This window comes from Pseudomonas sp. RGM2987, assembly GCF_022952855.1.
GTDB lineage: Bacteria > Pseudomonadota > Gammaproteobacteria > Pseudomonadales > Pseudomonadaceae > Aquipseudomonas.
Genome location: NZ_JALJDX010000192.1, coordinates 1 through 17692, shown reverse-complemented (window position 1 = coordinate 17692; position 17692 = coordinate 1). Strand labels below are relative to the sequence as shown.

Genomic DNA, 17692 nt, shown 5'->3' with positions numbered 1-17692 from the left:
AAAGGGCCCGGTGCCCCAGTCCTGGTAGATGTGAGCTTGTAGTGATCAATCCTTGTCCGCGTATTGTTTTCGTCATCCCGTATTTCGGACGTTGGCCTTTCTGGATGCCGTTGTTTCTCGAAAGCTGTCGGCATAACCCCGATATCGATTGGCTGCTGTTCAGTGACTGCGGCGTTCCGGAAAATCTGCCGCCTAACGTGACCCTCGAAACCACCACGTTCCAGGCGTACTGTCAGTTGGTATCCCGACGGCTGGATATCGAGTTCAGGCCGACGCAGGCCTACAAGCTGTGCGACATCAAGCCGGCCCTCGGATACATTCATGCCGATCGCCTGGAAGGCTATGATTTCTGGGCCTTTGGCGATATTGACGTGGTGTACGGCAATCTTCGGCAATATTTCACCGCCGAGCGCCTCGCCAGCCGTGACCTGTTTTCAACTCATGAACGCCGTGTTGCCGGGCATCTGTGTCTGATCCGCAATACGGTCGCTGGTCGTGAAGTCTTCAAGCGGATCAGGAACTGGCAAGAGCGCTTTATCGATGATCGGCATCTCGCGCTGGATGAAGGGGCGTTCAGCCGGATTTTCCTATGGCGCAAGAACTTTCCCGATCCACTGTTTAACCTGGTGGGCAAGTTCAATCCGTGGCGCCGCCGCAGTGAGTTCACTGAAGCCTTCAGTACACCGGGTGGCTGCATAAAATGGCACGACGGTTCGCAGCAGTTCCCGCTTCGCTGGTACTGGCGCAATGGAGGCCTGACCAATGATCGGGACGGGGATCGTACTTTCCCGTATTTTCATTTCGTATGCTGGAAGCGCAACGAATGGTCGGCAATGCCGGAGCCGGATCCTGTCTGGATACGGCGCCTGGCGACGGCGCCAGCCTGGATGATCGATGCGACAGGTTTCCACCAGGGAGAATTATGAGTCAGCGGTTCAAAGTGCTGCAGCTGCAGCCGGACTACAACGTCAAGCAACACGATTTCGCCGATCTGGCGGAGCAGATCGTCAAGGCTCTGCCCAGCGAGCGCTACGAGGTGACGGCCGCCTTCCTGCGTGGTCGCCCGGGCCCTGGGGAGGCGGTGAGCCGGGCCGACCATTCGGTTTATTTCGAGTTTTCCGACAAGGCGCTGAAGGGCCTGCGGCTTCGCGCGATGTGGCAGTTGTACCAGTTCTGCCGCAGGGAAAAGTTCGACGTGGTCGTGTGCAACCGCTTCAAGCCCGTCAATATGATGCTGCAGCTCAATCGATGGCTGAAGATCCCGTTGTGCATCGGCATTTCCCACGGGTTCGGTGAATATGACCGGTTTTATCGTCGCCGCCAGACCGAGCGGCAAGTGGATCGCCACTGGCGATTCGTAGGTGTTTCGCCAGCGGTCAAACAGTACCTGCTGGACTGTCGTTGCGGTTTCACCGACGCCAACACCCATGCCATCACCAATGCCATCGACATCGAGCAGGCTGAAGCCTTGCAGCATCCGCGCGAGCGTGCCCGTGAACTGCTGGGTATCGAACCGTCGGTGAGGCTGGTTGGCGCTCTGGGCCGCTTGGTGCCGGTCAAGGGGCATACGTATCTGCTTCAGGCTTTCGCCGCGCTCAAGGATAAATACCCCGCGGTACAACTGGCGATCATCGGCGCCGGGCGCGAAGAATCCCGGTTGGCGGCCCAGATCGAGCAACTGGGCCTGGGCGGTCGGGCGCACCTGCTGGGTTTCAAGGAGAACGCCTTGCAATATGTGCGGGCATTCGACATCTGGACCATGCCGTCGCTGGCCGAAGGCCTGGGACTCGCGCTGCTGGAAGGCATGAGCGGCCATCTGCCGGTGGTCGCGTCTGATGTCCCAGCCATGCTGCCTTTGATCCAAGGCGCCGGGGGCTTGACGGTGAAGCCGGCCGATGTGCCAAGCCTGACAAAGGCGCTCGACACCTACCTGGGGCTGTCGGACACCGAGCTCAAGGCCTGTGGCGAGCGAGCCTACCGTTACCTGGTCGAGCAGCACGACATCGACGTGTTCCGCCGGCAATACCTTGAGTTGATCGAGACCGGCCTGGCTCAAGCCCGTGAGGAGCAACCATGAGTGCCGCACAACCTGTCGTCACGGTGATCATCGCGTCCTATAACCATGGTCGCTATATCGAAGAGTGCATCCTCAGTGTGCTGGGGCAGACCTATCCGAACATTGAGCTGCTGGTGATCGATGACGGTTCCACCGATGACAGTGTCGAACGTATCCAGCGCTTGCAGGCCGCCCATGGTTTCGACTTTCGCGTCCAGCAGAACCAGGGCCTGACCAATACCCTGAACGATGCGATTGCCCGCTCCAGCGGCAGCCTGGTCGTGCCGTTTGGTTCCGACGACATCATGCTGCCCGAGCGGATCGCCGTCCAGGTGGCGTACATGGATGGCAAGCCCGAAGTGGGTATCTGTGCCGGGAATATCGAACTGATCGATGCCGACGGGAACCTTTATCCCGAGAGTCGCCAGCGTCGGGATGTGCCTTTCCGGCGGCTCGATTTCGAAGATATGTTTATGGAACGCAAGCCTTACCCGCCTGCGCCGACATTGATGATTCGTCGCGAGGCCCTGGAGAAGGTCGGTGGGTTCGATCCACAGATTCGCCTGGAAGATCTGTTGATCGAGCTGAAAGTGACCCGTGCCGGGTATTTTATCGACGGACTGAGCGTGTTGATGGCGCGCTACCGAAAGCATGCGACCAACTCCTACAAGAACCATCGGTTCATGACCGACAGCATTTTGCGGACCTATGCGTTGTTCAGCGACCATCCGCTTTATGACGAGGTGCGCTACAAATTCCTCAATTCCATGTTCCTGAAAACATCGAACCGCGACCACGTGTTCGCTCGTGAGCTGCTGGCGCAGATTCCCTTCAGGGCCTGGAACAAGAAAACCTGGCGCGGCCTTGGGCGCATGTTTTTCTGTCCGCTGGAAAAGCACTGAATCGCGCCCCGTCGATCAGAGGGCACCGGGACCGCCGTTCAATGTTGAGCGACGGTCTGCGCCAAGCACGCCATTACGCCCGGGCTGGGTTGCTTCCCGCCAGGATGCGCTTTTGCAGGTCATCGACGGCCGGTCTGGAGGCGATCGTCGCGTAGCCTTCGAGCAGCGCATCCAGGTGCTGCTCGAAGAGCCATCCGTAATCTTCCTTGTAGCGCCGCATGTGACGTAGGTTGCGCTGGCGAAGTGCGAGCCTGAGCGACGACGGATAAATGTACATGTCGGCGATATCGATCAGGCCGAATTCAGCGTTCTCCAGCACCAGTACGTTGCCCATGTGCAGGGAGCGGAAGTACACGCCTCGCTCATGCAACTGCGCCAGGAATCTACCGAAGCCCTGGACCAGGGCATGGCGTTGCCCAGGCGTGGAAGCATCTTGCAGTGCCTGGCGCAAGGTCATCCCTGGCAAAGGAACGTAGTGCACGGCGCTGCTGCCGTCTTCCAAATGGTACAGGGCGAGTATCGTCGGGCTCTGGATGCCCAGGTTTTGCAGTAGCTGGCTGTTGACGGCAAAGCGCTCGGAATAAGGGTTGAAGCCGCCCGAGGTGTACCAGCGGCGTGCCCGGAACAGTTTGAGGAAGTCCCCCCCGGACAAGCGCAGGACCTTTGGGCCGAGTCCGTCGGATTCGATCACCTGGGCGCCTATCGAGAGGCTTTCCAGGGCCGGCGCAGTCAAGGGTCGCACGGGGATATTCAGCAGGCGCCTGGCGCGGTAATTGATGCTCAAGGCCGCGATCAACGCCAGTGGGATCCACAGCAGGAACCAATGCTCCTTTGGCCGGGACAGAATGCCGCCGCCTTCGGTGAGCGCTGCGCTCATGCCGTAGATCAGCCAGGTAGAGGCCACGACGAACAAAGGGTGAACCCGGTAACGCCAGCTGCTCAACAAGCCCCAGGCCTGGAAGAACAGCCATGGCACCAGCCCGACGATGCCGACGTAGTACAACACGCCCAGGGCAAAGTTATGAGGTTCGGACAGCATATAGCCGATGCCTGGATCAACCTGCAGGTCCGCGCCGTAACCGTGACCGATCCAAGGATGCTCGGCGATCTTTTGCAGCACGATCTGCCAGATTTCGAAGCGATATGAGACGCCACGGGCGAAAATGATATTGCTGAACAACACGCTGACGATGAATGCACCCAGGGCCAGCAGTGCGAACAATGCAATCGAGCGGCGATTCCAGCAAAGCAGACCTACCCAGATAATGGCTGCGGCCAGTGCGACCAAGGGCGTCCTTGAACCGGTCGCGACGATAGCCGCCAGCATGACCATGGCGGCAGGTATCGCGAGCCAGAGGATATGGCGATTCTTCCAGAGCATGCCCAGGCTGATCCAATAGACGCAAAAGAACCCGTACAAGTGAGAACTGAGCAGCGGATTGTCCAGGGCGCCGGAGCCGATCAGGCGCATGCCAGGCTCGTATATCCTGGCAAACATGTACAAATTATAGAGCGAGGCGATCAGGGCTACCGTGGCGGCGCAGAACAACAGGGGGTGAAGCAGGTCGCCACGATAGCGCACCAGCAGATAACAACCGGCAAACAGCAGTACAGTATGCAATGCGATCTTGAGCGGGCGTCCGATACTCTCGACCTCCGGCGTCCACGCCAAACTGATCAGCGCCCAGCCCGCAAATATCACAAGGGCGGTGAAAATCGGTTCGCGGACCAGTTCTTTCAGCAAGCCGGGCCTGATGCACAGGGCTACCAGGGTCGGAATGCTGAACAGGCCATAGAATAATTTATGGTGCTGGCTGCGCCCCGGCAGGAAGAACAAGGCGCACAGGAGTAGCAGGAAGCCAAGCGGAAGAATCCACAGGCAGATGAAATCGAAAACCCTATGGGGCGTGGCGTAGCGCTTGGATAGCATGCTCAGGAATTCATTTCTGGAATCGAGTGGACCATTCACGGTGATGGCTATGGAGTATTTGGCAGCCGCATAACAATAACAGCCTTACCGGTTTGCCAGAACACCGAAGAAGCTGTGTTAAAGTCAGCGACCTTTTTATCGACATTCGCGTGATATGGCCGACTCCAGTCTTGCTGCAAGCCCTTCGAGCTTGAAAATCTATTTCCGCCTGCTCGGCTACGTGAAGCCCTACATCGGCTTGTTCGGGCTGAGCATTGTCGGTTTCCTGATTTTCGCTTCTACCCAGCCGATGCTCGGCTACATCCTCAAGTACTTCGTCGATGGCCTTTCCAACCCGAACGCGGTGCTGTTCCCGTCGGTGCCGTACCTGCGCGACCTGCAATTGTTGCAGGCCGTTCCGTTGCTGATCATCCTGATCGCTGCCTGGCAAGGACTGGGTTCGTACCTGGGCAATTATTTCCTGGCCAAGGTTTCGCTGGGGCTGGTGCACGATCTGCGGGTGCAGTTGTTCAACAACCTGCTGACCCTGCCCAACCGCTATTTCGACAAGCACAACTCCGGTCACCTGATTTCCCGGATTACCTTCAACGTGACCATGGTGACGGGCGCTGCAACGGACGCGATCAAGGTCGTGATCCGCGAAGGCATGACAGTCATCTTCCTGTTCGCCTCGTTGCTGGTCATGAATTGGCGCCTGACCCTGGTGATGGTAGCGATCCTGCCATTGATCGCAGTCATGGTCCGCACCGCCAGCAAGAAATTTCGCAAGCAGAGCAAAAAAATCCAGGTTGCGATGGGGGATGTGACGCATGTGGCCTCCGAGACCATCCAGAGCTATCGCGTAGTGCGCAGCTTCGGCGGCGAGGTCTATGAGCAGAAACGTTTCCTCGAGGCCAGTCAGAGCAATACCGACAAACAGTTGCGCATGACGCGTACCGGGGCGATCTACACGCCCTTGTTGCAATTGGTGATCTACAGCGCCATGGCCGCGCTGATGTTCCTGGTGCTGTTTCTGCGCGGCGATGCTTCGGCGGGCGACCTGGTGGCCTACATTACCTTGGCCGGCCTGCTGCCCAAGCCCATCCGTCAGTTGTCGGAAGTCAGTTCCACCATCCAGAAAGGCGTGGCGGGTGCGGAAAGCATTTTCGAGCAACTGGACGTCACGCCGGAGACCGACACCGGTACGGTGGAGCGTCAGGCCGTCAGCGGGCGGCTGGACGTGCGTCATCTGAGCTTCACCTACCCGGACACCGACCGGCAGGTGCTCAACGACATCAGTTTCTCGGTCGAGCCCGGGCAAATGGTTGCGCTTGTGGGACGCTCGGGCAGCGGCAAGTCCACCCTGGCCAACCTGATCCCGCGTTTCTACCATCACCATGAAGGCGAGATCCTGCTCGATGGCGTTGAAATCGAGCAGTACAAGCTGCTGAACCTGCGCCGTCATATCGCCCAGGTGACTCAGCACGTGACGCTGTTCAGTGACACGGTTGCCAATAACATCGCCTACGGCGACCTGGCGGGTGCGCCGCGTGCCGATATCGAGAAGGCAGCCCAGGATGCCTATGCCATGGACTTCATCAGGCAATTGCCCCAGGGCCTGGACACCCAGGTCGGTGAAAACGGCGTGCTGCTGTCCGGTGGGCAGCGTCAACGCCTGGCTATCGCCAGGGCGCTCTTGAAAAACGCCCCGTTGTTGATTCTCGACGAGGCCACGTCGGCCCTGGACACCGAGTCCGAGCGGCATATCCAATCCGCACTGGACCAGGTCATGAAAGGGCGGACTACCCTGGTGATCGCCCACCGGCTGTCGACCATCGAGAAAGCCGACCTGATCCTGGTGATGGATCAGGGGCGCATTGTCGAGCGTGGAACTCATGCGCAACTGCTGGCGCAAAATGGCTATTACGCACGCCTGAACGCCCTGGGGCTGGATGCCCCGGCGCAGGATATGGCCTGAGGTGCAGCACGCTGTCGTTTGAGCCGAACCCCGCGGCGCGCAGCGGGGGCGGTACGGGAAGCTATGCTGGGGGCGGGCCCCACCGATTGATCCGGCGGGTGGCCCCATGCGACCAGGAGGTGCTCGGCTATGGATGACACGTCAAAGGTATTGAACCAACCGGCGCAGCGGATTCCCCATGTGCCAGCTGTCACGCCCAGGGACCGGGCGGCCATCAAGGCCCAGCGGCCCCGCTGCATCTGGCTGACGGGGCTCTCGGGGGCGGGCAAGTCGACCCTGGCCAATGCCCTGGAAGTGCAACTCAACCAACGAGGCTTGCATACGTCGCTGCTGGACGGCGACGACTTGCGCCAGGGACTGTGCCGCGGGCTTGGCATGGACGCTGAGTCGCGCAAGGAAAATATCCGGCGCATCGCCGAGGTCGCGCGCCTGATGGTCGATGCCGGGCTGATCGTGATCGTCGCCGCGATCTCCCCTTTTCGCGCAGACCGCGACGCGGCCCGACAGTTATTCCCCCAAGGCAGTTTTCTGGAGGTTTACGTGAGCACACCTTTCGCGGTCTGTGCAGAGCGCGACCCCAAGGGGCTGTATCGCGAAGCCCTCGCCGGACGGATCAAGCACTTCACCGGGCTCGACAGTCCTTACGAAGCGCCGCTTGAGCCGGACTGCGCAATCAATACCGCTGAAGTCGACCTGGCCCGGGCTTGTGAGCAGCTACTGGCCTTGTTGCAGGGTTGAACGAGCCTGCGCGGCAGTATCCCATTGCAGCCACGATAAGCCTTCGTCCAACCCTGTGCTAATATCGCGCCCCTGTTCATTTTGTATGTGGGATGCTCCATGAAGTTGTCCATGCCGCGATTCGATCAAGCCCCTGTATTGGTGGTCGGCGATGTCATGCTCGACCGCTATTGGCATGGCGGTACCTCACGGATTTCCCCTGAGGCGCCGGTTCCGGTGGTCAAGGTCGAACACATCGAGGATCGTCCCGGCGGTGCCGCCAACGTTGCCCTGAACATTGCCGCCCTCGGCGCCCCGGCGTCCCTGGTGGGCGTGACCGGTGATGACGAGGCCGCCGACAGCCTGACCAACAGCCTCAAGGGCGCGGGTGTGAAGGCCATATTCCAGCGGATCGCGCACCAGCCGACCATCGTCAAGCTGCGGGTCATGAGCCGTCACCAGCAACTGCTGCGGATCGACTTCGAAGAGCCTTTCGCCACCGATCCCCTGGCCCTCGGTGCGGATGTCGAGAACCTGCTTGAAGGCATCAAGGTGTTGGTGTTGTCGGACTACGGCAAAGGCGCCTTGAAGAATCACCAGGCGCTGATCCAGGCCGCTCGTGCCCGCAATATCCCGGTGCTGGCCGACCCCAAGGGCAAGGATTTTTCCATCTACCGTGGCGCCAGTCTGATCACCCCGAACCTCAGTGAATTCGAAACCATCGTCGGCGGCTGTGTCGACGAGCACGAGTTGGTGAGCAAGGGCGCGCAACTGATGCAAGAGCTCGACCTGGGCGCGTTGCTGGTAACCCGTGGCGAACATGGCATGACCCTGCTGCGTCCTCATCACCCCGCATTGCACCTGCCGGCCCGTGCCCGTGAAGTGTTCGACGTGACCGGCGCCGGCGACACTGTGATTTCGACCCTGGCCGCAGCCATCGCTGCCGGCGAGGAGCTGCCCCATGCAGTGGCCCTGGCGAACCTGGCGGCGGGCATCGTGGTCGGCAAGCTGGGTACAGCGGCCATCAGTGCCCCGGAGCTGCGCCGCGCGATCCAGCGCGAGGAAGGCTCCGAGCGCGGCGTGCTGGGCCTGGAGCAATTGTTGCTGGCCGTTGATGACGCTCGCGCCCATAACGAAAAAATCGTTTTCACCAACGGCTGCTTCGACATCCTGCACGCCGGCCATGTGACCTATCTCGAACAGGCCAGGGCCCAGGGCGATCGCCTGATCGTCGCGGTCAATGACGATGCGTCGGTGAGCCGTCTCAAGGGGCCGGGCCGTCCGATCAACAGCGTGGACCGGCGCATGGCGGTCCTGGCCGGCCTTGGCGCGGTGGATTGGGTGATCAGCTTCAGCGAAGGCACGCCGGAAAACCTGCTGCGCCAGGTCAAGCCCGATGTACTGGTCAAGGGCGGTGACTACGGGATCGATCAAGTCGTGGGGGCGGACATCGTCACGGCCTATGGCGGCACCGTGAAGGTGTTGGGGTTGGTGGAAAACAGCTCGACGACCGCCATTGTCGAGAAGATTCGCGGTCGCTGAGCCAAGCCAGGTTTCACCTCGGGAGTGCGCGAGAAAAGCGCCTCCCACGCAGGACGATGGATCCGTCCATCGCCTCTACTCTATTCGTTTCGTGGTCGATTAGTTTATGAAAGTCATGCTCCTGGTGATGGATGAACAGCGTGTGATCCTTGACCGCCTCTACGAGGTGGCGCGGGATAATTGCGACGACTGTGTCATCTATCGCTTGAGTAAACAGCAGCAGATGAACCTTGGTCCATTCCTGGCATCGGTCAATTACCAGGACTTCGACCGGGTGGTGATTTTCTCGCGGATCAAGCGCCTGGTCCGGCAACTGAGTGTACTGAAGTGCATCCCCGGCCTGATTTTCCTCGAGCATGACGCTTATCAGAACTACATGCGCGAAAGTAAATACATAGGTGTCTACTCGCGTTTGTATCGTCGCCTGCCCAGTTCTCGCGCGCTGGTATCGGGGGCCGTGGTCGCCCGCCGGATGCAGGCCGAAGGCATTGATGCGGTGTTTGTCTCCAAGGGCTATGACGAACAGATGCTGCACAACACCGGTGGTGTTCGCGACATTCCCGTCGGGTTCCTGGGTAGCCTCAAGAGCACCGAATACGCTCAGCGCAAAGCGTTGCTCGAGTCGCTGGCCCGGCGTACCAACATGTTGGTGACGCGTACCGCGTCGGGGCGCGAGTACCTGGAAACCCTCAATCGCATCAAGATCTTCGTCAGCGCCGACCTCGGCATGGGCGAGTTCATGATCAAGAACTTCGAAGCCATGGCCTGCGGATGTGTACTGCTGGCCTGGAGCCAGGGCGAGGAGGATGAGTTACTGGGTTTCGAGGACATGGAGAACGTGGTTTTCTATCATTCCGAGGACGAGGCGGTGCAGAAGCTGGAGTTGCTGCAGCGTGAGCCGGAGCTGGCGGCGCGGATCGCCAGCAAGGGCCAGGCCTTCGCCGAGAGCCGGTATTCGTTCGCTCGCGTCGGGCAGGACCTGGCCGCTGAAATCCAGCGCCAGATGCGTCCCTGGCAGCCACCCTCGGCGCTCATCCGCTGGTGGGTCAAGCTTCGCCATGGCATGCAGGTGCCGGGGTAGACGCTATGGAGGAGCGTGCGGCGCAATCCGGCGAAATGGCCCTGGACCGGCTGCCTGGCGGCGATCAATCGGTATTCGACGCGATCCCCCAGGCGTTGAAGGATTGCCTGGGCAGGGCCGCGCGGGTGTTGCTGGTGGCAAACAATCCGGCAATCACGGCAGCGGACTTCCAGGCGCTGGATGTCGGTCCGGACGATGTGGTCGTGACGTTCAACACCTGTGTGAAATCGGCGCTGCTCAATCACCAGAGCGTCAACGTATTCGTACATGGCTTCAACGCCCCCGATGCGTATTTCTTCGGTTTGCCGTACAAGCCCGAGGTGCAGCGACTGTTCCAACTGCCTGAGGCGCGCTGCTTCACGATGCTGGTGGGGTGCACGCAGCCCATGTCGCCGCTGCCAGGCGTCACCCTGTATCGCGAGCGCATTCCGTTGCCTGCGTTGTGGAATTATCCGGTCGACCGGCCTGGCGGCAAGCGTTACGTCGGTCCTACGACGGGCTTCAATGCGCTGGTGGTCTTCGACTGGTTGCGCGGGCGCGCAGGCTATACCTATCAACTGATGACCCTGGGTTTCTCCAACGAAGCGGGTAAATTCTGGGGCGGACACGCCTGGGATTATGAGCGGCAATGGCTGCTGGAGGCTGACGTGACGGTGGTGCCGTTGCAACCTGGCCGTTGGTGGCAGCGGTGGTTTCGTCGTCGCTGAGCCAGGCGGAACAGGTCGCATCGGCTGATGCGTCGTCGCAGGCATTTTCTTTTTTACAGCAGGGGCAGGACGCGTGTTGAAAGTTGCGGTGGCATTCTTTGGTATTCCGAGAAACTCGGAAATCTGCTTTCCTTCCATCCGGGACAACGTCCTTGCGCAGATCCCCGCGGGCAGCGACGTGCGGTGTTTCTATCACCTGTACAAGATCGACGAGATCAACAACCCACGCTCGGGCGAGCAAGGCGAGCTCAAAGCCGACAACTATGCGCCGTTCAGCACCATGACCGGTCAGCTCGACTCCACCGAGGGTGTCCTGGAGCGTTGGGACTTCGAACGGGTCAAGGCCCTGGGCGATACCTGGGCGGACGAGCACGCATCGCTGCGCAACCTGATCTACCAGCTCAACTCCCTGTACACCGTCACGGCAATGATGGAATCGTTCGATCCGGATTTCGTCGTGTTCGTACGCCCCGACAACTGCTACCACACCGCGCTGCCAACGTATGTGTTTGCGTACCCCGATGCCCGCCGGATGAACGCGTACATTCCGGACTGGCAGTGGTGGGGCGGCTTGAATGACCGGTTCGCGATCTGCGGGCGTGACGCCTACCGGGCTTATGGCCGGCGGATCGAACGCATTTTCGACTTCTGCCAGGCCACCGGCAGGAAACTGCACTCCGAACGGCTGCTCAAATACGCCTTGCAGCAGGCGCGTGTCAGGGTCTGCACCCTACCGACCACCGCCTCACGGGTGCGAATCAATGGCGAGTTTGCCGAGGAGTCGTTCTCGCCCAAACGCGGCATGGGCAAGCGCGAGAACCGCTACTTCCATCTGTTCGCCCGCTGGCGCACCTACCTCGATAAGCGCCGTTCTGCCTGAGACTACTTTTGCAGCGTCCCGCGGACCATGCGCATCAGGCCCAGGGCCTTTTTCCGTAGCCGGGTCAGGCCGTGGCGCCGGGCTGGAGGCATCTCCAGGCCCTGCTGTACCATCCAGTCCTTCCAACGGATACGTTCTTCGCGAACCACCCAACCTTCCTGGCTGGCGAAGCTTTCGGCCAGGTGCAGGCCGCGGGTGCTGGCCGGGATCAACTGATCGCGCTTGACGGTGTACAGCTCGCCGGTCGGCTTGCCATCCTTGAGTGGCATCAAGTAGAGGTCCGGGCGCTTGCGATCCAGGCGCGCCACCAACTGGTCGCCCTCCAGGCGCTCATCGACATGAAACAGGCTCAGGGACTTGGCTTCCTTGGGAACTTCCAGGCGCAAATCGTAAATCAACTGTAGCGATGCCGTCGGCAAGTGCACGTAGGCCCGTGGCCGTTCGATCAGTTGCAGGTTGCCCGTGCGCACCGGCCTCGCAGACCCCGACAGCGGTGTCAGGCGAAACGGCAGGGCTTCGCGATAGTGCAGGGCGGCGGCGTAGGGGGCCGGCAGCCAGGTGTCGTTGAAACGCCCGCCGAGCCAGCCTTCGGGGGTTTCCAGCAGGCACTCCTCGGCAATCTCACTGATGGCGGTGAGCAGCGGCAGGTTCAGCTCATGGGCCGGGACGTAACCGGAAATCAACTTGAGCACCACGTCGCCGCGATCCTGCCGACGCTGGCGCACCAGCACCCAATAGTCGCGATTCTGCCAATGCAGGGTCAGTCGCACCGACACGCCCAGGTTTGCCAGCTCAAGGGAAAAGCGCTCGGCATCGGCCACCGTAACCGGGCGTCGACGCTGTAGGGTCTGGGAAAAATTCAGCGGCATCCCGACACTCTGGTAGGTCAGGCCTTCGGGAGTCGCTTCGACGAGCAGGGGCAGGGTCTTGAAGTTGCTGGGGTTCTTCCTGATGAGCGTACGCGGCATGTCGACTCCTTCTTCATGCCGCGTCAGGCGGCGTCAGTTGTCACGCAGGACCTTGGCTACGGTCGCGACGTTATGGGCGAGGTGCAGCGGATTGATGGTGCCGACAATAGCACTGGTGACGCCGGGATGTTCAAACAACAGTTCGAAGCTGGCGCGCACCGGGTCCACTCCCGGGCTCAGGCAGACATGACCGCTGGCGAGGGCTTTCTTCACCAGGATCGCTTTGCCGTGCCCGGCTGCGTAGTCAATGACAGCCTTCTCGTTTCGTTCGTTCAGATTGTAGGTGACCATCGCGCAATCGCCTTGCTCAAGCGCTTTGAGACCACCGTCGACGGTCTTGCCGGAAAAGCCGAAGCCGCCGATCTTGCCCTCGCGCTTTAGCGCCGCCAGGGTCGGGTAGACCTCGCTGTCGTTGAGGATCGCCAGGTCGTTGCCGTCGGAGTGCACCAGCACCAGGTCGATGTAGTCGGTGTCCAGGCGCTTGAGGCTGCGCTCCACCGAGAACCGGGTGTGAGCAGCACTGAAGTCGTGGCGCGACTGGCCGTTGCTGAACTCTTCGCCGACCTTGCTGACAATCACCCAGTCCTGGCGTTGGCCGCGCAACAGCGGGCCGAGGCGTTCTTCGCTCAGGCCGTAGGCCGGGGCAGTGTCGATCAGGTTGATGCCCAGGTCGCGTGCCAACTTGAGCAGCATGCGCGCTTCGTCGTCATCGGGAATCCGGAAACCGTTGGGGTATTTGACGCCCTGGTCGCGGCCGAGCTTGACGGTGCCCAGGCCCAGGGGCGAGACCTGCGGGCCGGCATGGCCCAGCGGGCGATAGAGCTCGTGCAGGGTCGGCTGGCTCATGGCAGCAGTTGCTCCCAGGCAGCGATGCCCATGGGCGGTTTCGGCAGCTCGGGCAACGGTGCCGGATGGCTTGGCTGGATAGCGTCGCGTTGCAGTGCGTTGATCACCCGGTCGGCGAAATCCGGGGCCAGGGCCAGCTTGGTCGGCCAGCCCACCAGCAGGCGATCCTGTTCGGCGAGGAAGGCGTTGTCCGGGCGGGTCAGGCCCGACTGCAAGGGTTCGGCGCGATCAACCCGCAGCGTGGCCCATTGCGCGGTGCTGAGGTCGATCCAGGGCAGTAATTGACTGAGCTCTTTCTGAGCGGCGGCGATCTGCGCGGCCGGCTCGCGGGCCACGGCGTCGCCTTCGGCGAGGTCGCCCCCCAGGTACCAGACCCATTGGCCGTCTGCGGCCGGATGAGTGGTCACGGTGACGCGTGGCTTGGGGCCGCCGCCCAGGCAATGGGCATACAGCGGCTTGAGGCTCGGGCCCTTGACCAGGACCATGTGCAATGGCCGGCGCTGCATGGCCGGCTGGTCCAGGCCCAGGGCCTTGAGCAGGTCGGCGGTGCCGCCGCCGGCACTGAGGACGATGCGTTGGGCGCGGATCTCGCGCTCATCCACCTTCAGGCCCACCAGTTCGCCACCTTCGCGCAGCGGTTCGATGTGTTGCCCGGCCAGCAGGCTGTCGCCGGCCAGTTCCGCCAGGCGGGCGATCAGGCTGGGAACATCCACCACCAGCTCGGCGAGGCGATAGACCTTGCCTTTGAAACGCTTGTCTTGCAGGGCCGGCGGCAGTTGTTCGCCCTTGACCTGGTCGACCCGCCCGCGCACGGCCTTGCTGGCGAAGAAACTGGTGAGATTGCCGGCCAGGGTGCCTGGAGACCAGAGGTAATGGGCATCGGACAGCATGCGCACACCGGACAGGTCCAGCTCACCGTCGCCCTTGAGGGCTTCGCGCCAGCGCCGGGGCATGTCGGCAATCGCTTCCGAGGCGCCGGTCAGGGCACCGTGCAAGGCGTACTTCGCGCCTCCGTGGATGATGCCCTGGGATTTGACGCTCTGCCCGCCGCCCAGGGTGGCGCTTTCCACCAGCACGGTCGAAAAGCCCTGGCGACGCAAGCGTGCATTGAGCCAGAGGCCGGCGACTCCGGCGCCGACAATCAGAACGTCGGTGGAAATAACGGATGGCATGCAGCGACCTCAGTGTTCAAGACGAGGGCGCAGTATACAGACTCGATGCTATTGGGATTTGTTGAGAATCAACATCCGGGCGAGCGCTCTTGTGGCGAGGGAGCTTGCTCCCGCTGGGCCGCGAAGCGGTCCTCGCTCTTGGTGGGCGCTTCGCACCCAAGCGGGAGCAAGCTCCCTCGCCACAATGGTGTTTCAGCTTTATTGATCGGTGCTTTCAATGCCCGGCGGTCTTGGAAAAGAGTTGGATCACCACAACCCCCAGCACAATCAACGCCATCCCCAGCATCGCCGGCACGTCCAGCTTCTGCCCGTAGATGAACAGCGCCGCCACGCTGACCATGACGATGCCCATCCCGGCCCACACTGCATACGCCACACCCACCGGAACGGTGCGCACCACCAGGGTCAGCATCCAGAACGCGATGCCGTAGCCGGCGATGACCAGCACCAGGGGCAGGGGCGTGCTCAGGCCCTTCACCGCTTTCATCGAAACGGTGGCGATCACTTCGGCGCAGATAGCGATAGCGAGGTAGTAGTAAGCATTCATGGACAGTCCTCGGTAGAGTGTTGCGTCTTTCAATGGCGACATTTTAGAAGCTGGGCAGATGCGGTAAAGTCATTACCTATCTGTATTCGAGATAGGACGCGCCATGAACGTTCAATGGAATCTGGAGCAGCTGCGGCTGTTTGTCGGCGTCGCCGAAAAGCGTTCGTTTTCTGCGGTGGCCCGTGACCAGCGCAAGGCTCAGTCGGCCATCAGCAGTGCGATTGCCCTGCTGGAGACCGATCTGGGCGTCAGCCTGTTCGAGCGCAGCAGCGGTCGTCAGCCGCAACTCACCGAGGCCGGCGCGGCGTTGCTGGAAGAGGCGCGGGAAGTGTTGCGCCAGTGCGAGCGTCTCAACGGTCGTGCGCAGGCCTTGATGCGCGGTCAGGAAGCGCGCCTGCGCCTGGCCCAGGACGAAGCGATGCCGTACCAGCCGGTGATCGACAGCCTGGCGGCCCTGGCCGAGCAGTTCCCCACCCTCGAAGTGCAACTGGCCAGTGCCGCCCAGGGCGATGTGGCGCGCAAACTGGTGGAGCGTCGCGCCGACCTGGGGCTGCTGTTCTACCACGAGCAGATTCCCGGGGAGCTGGAGCGTCGGGTGCTGGGCAGCGTCGAGATGGTGACCGTGTGCGGTCGCGGCCACCCCATGGCCGATCTGGACTATGTGACCTGCCTGGAAATGGCCCGGCACCGGCAGTTGCTGATGGCGACCCAATCCAGCGTGTACCCGGGCAGTGAGCAGGCCAGCCCGCAGGTCTGGCGTGCCGACAGCTTCTACGTCCTGGCCGAATGGCTGAGAAGTGGCCTGGGCTGGGCCTGGCTGCCGCGCCATGTGGTGCAGTACCCGGCGTACCTGGGCGACATGGTCGAACTCAACAGCGAATGGACCCCGCCAGCGCTGGTGGTGGAGCTGGTCTGGCGGCGCGACGAGCCCCTGGGCCCGGCGGCGCGCTGGTTGGCGGAACGTTTTGCCGTGCAGTTGCAGGCGATCGGTTGAAAACCCGATAAACTCCGCCGCCATGAACAGAACTCTCTATAGCGCATTGTTTTATCTGGGGCTGCCACTGGTAGCGATTCGGCTGTGGTTGCGCTCGCGCAAGGCACCGGCGTATGCCCGGCGTATCGGCGAGCGTTTTTCCTGGGGCTTGCCGGCCATGGTGCCGGGCGGCATCTGGGTCCACGCGGTATCGGTGGGCGAAAGCATTGCCGCCGCGCCGATGATCCGCGCCTTGCTGCAACGTTATCCACAGTTGCCGATCACCGTGACCTGCATGACGCCGACGGGTTCGGAGCGGATCCAGGCCCTGTTCGCCAACGAGCCGCGCATCCAACACTGCTATCTGCCTTACGACTTGCCCTGCGCCGCCAGGCGTTTTCTCGATCGGGTTAGCCCGTGCCTGGCGGTGATCATGGAAACCGAGCTGTGGCCGAACCACATTCATCAGTGCGCCAGGCGCGGTATTCCCGTGGCGTTGGCGAATGCGCGATTGTCGGAACGTTCGGCTCGCGGCTACGCACGCTTTCCCAAGCTGACCCGGCCAATGCTCGCCGAGATGAGCCTGTTCGCGGTCCAGACCGAAGCCGAGGCCGAGCGTTTTCGTCAGCTGGGCGCGCGGGCCGAAACGGTCGAGGTCACGGGCTCGATCAAGTTCGACCTGACCATCGACCCGCAATTGCTCGAAAGCGCCAGTGCCCTGCGCAGCCAATGGCAGGCTACGGATCGTCCGGTCTGGATCGCCGCGAGCACCCATGAGGGCGAGGACGAGGTGGTGCTGGCCGCCCACCGTCGTCTGCTCGACAGCTATCCCGATGCATTGCTGATCCTGGTGCCGCGTCATCCCGAACGTTTCGACGCCGTGCACCAGCTATGTGAAAGCCAGGGCTTCGCCACGGTCCGGCGCTCCAGCGCCCAGCCGGTCACCGCGCAGACCTCAGTGTTGCTGGGCGACACCATGGGTGAATTGTTGTTCCTCTATGCGCTGGCTGACAGCGCGTTTGTCGGCGGTAGCCTGGTGGCCAACGGCGGACACAACCTGCTTGAGCCGGCTGCACTGGCGAAACCGGTATTGAGTGGCCCGCACCTGTTCAACTTCCTTGAAATCGCCGCGCAATTGCGCAGCGCCGGGGCGTTGCAGGAAGTCGACGATGCCCAGAGCCTGGCCCTGGCCGTGCAACGCCTGTTCGAGCTGCCCCGCGATGCCCAGCGCATGGCCGAGGCGGGGCTTGCGGTAATGCGCCGCAATCAGGGCGCGTTGCAGCGGTTGCTGGATGGGTTGGGGCGGTTGATCGGCTGAATGTACCCGCATCTGCCGAGAACCCTGTTGTGGCGAGGGAGCTTGCTCCCGCTTGGGTGCGAAGCGCCCACGGAGGCGGGGACCGCTTCGCGGTCC

16 protein-coding genes are annotated in these 17692 nt (G+C 61.8%); 11 read left to right on the top strand and 5 right to left on the bottom strand.

Annotated elements, in window-relative coordinates; all coding sequences use genetic code 11:
- Positions 1–41: 41 nt before the first annotated feature.
- From RGM2987_RS13300 to RGM2987_RS13290, 3 genes are read left to right on the top strand one after another with little or no spacing between them, the layout of a single operon-like run.
- Positions 42–926: a DUF6625 family protein gene (locus RGM2987_RS13300; protein WP_245141805.1), complete on the top strand. Its 885-nt coding sequence runs from the start codon at positions 42–44 to the stop codon at positions 924–926.
- A complete protein-coding gene (locus RGM2987_RS13295) occupies positions 923–2077 on the top strand; it encodes a glycosyltransferase (RefSeq protein WP_245141803.1) in 1155 nt (384 codons plus the stop codon). Before RGM2987_RS13300 ends, RGM2987_RS13295 begins: the two co-directional genes overlap by 4 nt.
- Positions 2074–2958 (top strand): glycosyltransferase, encoded by an 885-nt coding sequence (locus RGM2987_RS13290; RefSeq protein ID WP_245141800.1) that lies wholly within the window; start codon positions 2074–2076, stop codon positions 2956–2958. The genes RGM2987_RS13295 and RGM2987_RS13290 overlap by 4 nt, the downstream gene beginning before the upstream one ends.
- Positions 2959–3031: 73 nt before the next feature.
- On the opposite strand, the gene RGM2987_RS13285 is transcribed toward RGM2987_RS13290, so the two are convergent.
- Positions 3032–4888 carry a bifunctional O-antigen ligase/aminoglycoside phosphotransferase family protein gene (locus tag RGM2987_RS13285; RefSeq protein WP_245141796.1) on the bottom strand — a complete coding sequence of 619 codons (1857 nt, stop codon included), beginning with the start codon at positions 4886–4888 and terminating at the stop codon, positions 3032–3034.
- A gap of 154 nt (positions 4889–5042) precedes the next feature.
- Between RGM2987_RS13285 and msbA the strand changes: the two genes are divergently transcribed.
- From msbA to RGM2987_RS13255, 6 genes are all read left to right on the top strand, one after another.
- A complete protein-coding gene (msbA, locus tag RGM2987_RS13280) occupies positions 5043–6845 on the top strand; it encodes a lipid A export permease/ATP-binding protein MsbA (protein WP_245141794.1) in 1803 nt (600 codons plus the stop codon).
- A 129-nt stretch (positions 6846–6974) separates the two neighbouring features.
- Positions 6975–7583, top strand: coding sequence for an adenylyl-sulfate kinase (gene cysC / locus RGM2987_RS13275; protein ID WP_245141792.1), 609 nt, complete (start codon positions 6975–6977; stop codon positions 7581–7583).
- A gap of 99 nt (positions 7584–7682) precedes the next feature.
- Positions 7683–9104, top strand: coding sequence for a bifunctional D-glycero-beta-D-manno-heptose-7-phosphate kinase/D-glycero-beta-D-manno-heptose 1-phosphate adenylyltransferase HldE (hldE, locus tag RGM2987_RS13270; protein WP_245141789.1), 1422 nt, complete (start codon positions 7683–7685; stop codon positions 9102–9104).
- A 106-nt stretch (positions 9105–9210) separates the two neighbouring features.
- On the top strand, positions 9211–10185 hold the full coding sequence (locus tag RGM2987_RS13265) for a glycosyltransferase (RefSeq protein ID WP_245141787.1): 975 nt from the start codon (positions 9211–9213) through the stop codon (positions 10183–10185).
- A 5-nt stretch (positions 10186–10190) separates the two neighbouring features.
- Complete coding sequence (locus RGM2987_RS13260) at positions 10191–10892, top strand: hypothetical protein (protein WP_245141785.1); 702 nt, start codon at positions 10191–10193, stop codon at positions 10890–10892.
- A 73-nt stretch (positions 10893–10965) separates the two neighbouring features.
- Positions 10966–11772, top strand: a complete 807-nt coding sequence (locus RGM2987_RS13255) for a hypothetical protein (RefSeq protein WP_245141783.1) — start codon at positions 10966–10968, stop codon at positions 11770–11772.
- A 2-nt stretch (positions 11773–11774) separates the two neighbouring features.
- Here RGM2987_RS13255 and RGM2987_RS13250 read toward each other — a convergent pair whose 3' ends face one another.
- The 4 genes from RGM2987_RS13250 to RGM2987_RS13235 form a co-directional block, all read right to left on the bottom strand.
- Positions 11775–12740: a metal ABC transporter ATPase gene (locus tag RGM2987_RS13250; protein WP_245141781.1), complete on the bottom strand. Its 966-nt coding sequence runs from the start codon at positions 12738–12740 to the stop codon at positions 11775–11777.
- A 33-nt stretch (positions 12741–12773) separates the two neighbouring features.
- On the bottom strand, positions 12774–13586 hold the full coding sequence (locus tag RGM2987_RS13245) for an aldo/keto reductase (protein ID WP_245141778.1): 813 nt from the start codon (positions 13584–13586) through the stop codon (positions 12774–12776).
- A complete protein-coding gene (locus RGM2987_RS13240; RefSeq protein ID WP_245141776.1) occupies positions 13583–14758 on the bottom strand; it encodes an FAD-dependent oxidoreductase in 1176 nt (391 codons plus the stop codon). The genes RGM2987_RS13245 and RGM2987_RS13240 overlap by 4 nt, the downstream gene beginning before the upstream one ends.
- Before the next feature lie 214 nt (positions 14759–14972).
- Positions 14973–15305, bottom strand: a complete 333-nt coding sequence (locus tag RGM2987_RS13235; RefSeq protein WP_245141774.1) for a multidrug efflux SMR transporter — start codon at positions 15303–15305, stop codon at positions 14973–14975.
- Between the two features lie 103 nt (positions 15306–15408).
- Here RGM2987_RS13235 and RGM2987_RS13230 point away from each other — a divergent pair, with 103 nt between their 5' ends.
- Both RGM2987_RS13230 and waaA read left to right on the top strand, forming a co-directional pair.
- Complete coding sequence (locus tag RGM2987_RS13230) at positions 15409–16299, top strand: LysR family transcriptional regulator (RefSeq protein ID WP_245141771.1); 891 nt, start codon at positions 15409–15411, stop codon at positions 16297–16299.
- Between the two features lie 22 nt (positions 16300–16321).
- Positions 16322–17596 (top strand): lipid IV(A) 3-deoxy-D-manno-octulosonic acid transferase, encoded by a 1275-nt coding sequence (waaA, locus tag RGM2987_RS13225; RefSeq protein WP_245141769.1) that lies wholly within the window; start codon positions 16322–16324, stop codon positions 17594–17596.
- Positions 17597–17692 lie beyond the last annotated feature (96 nt).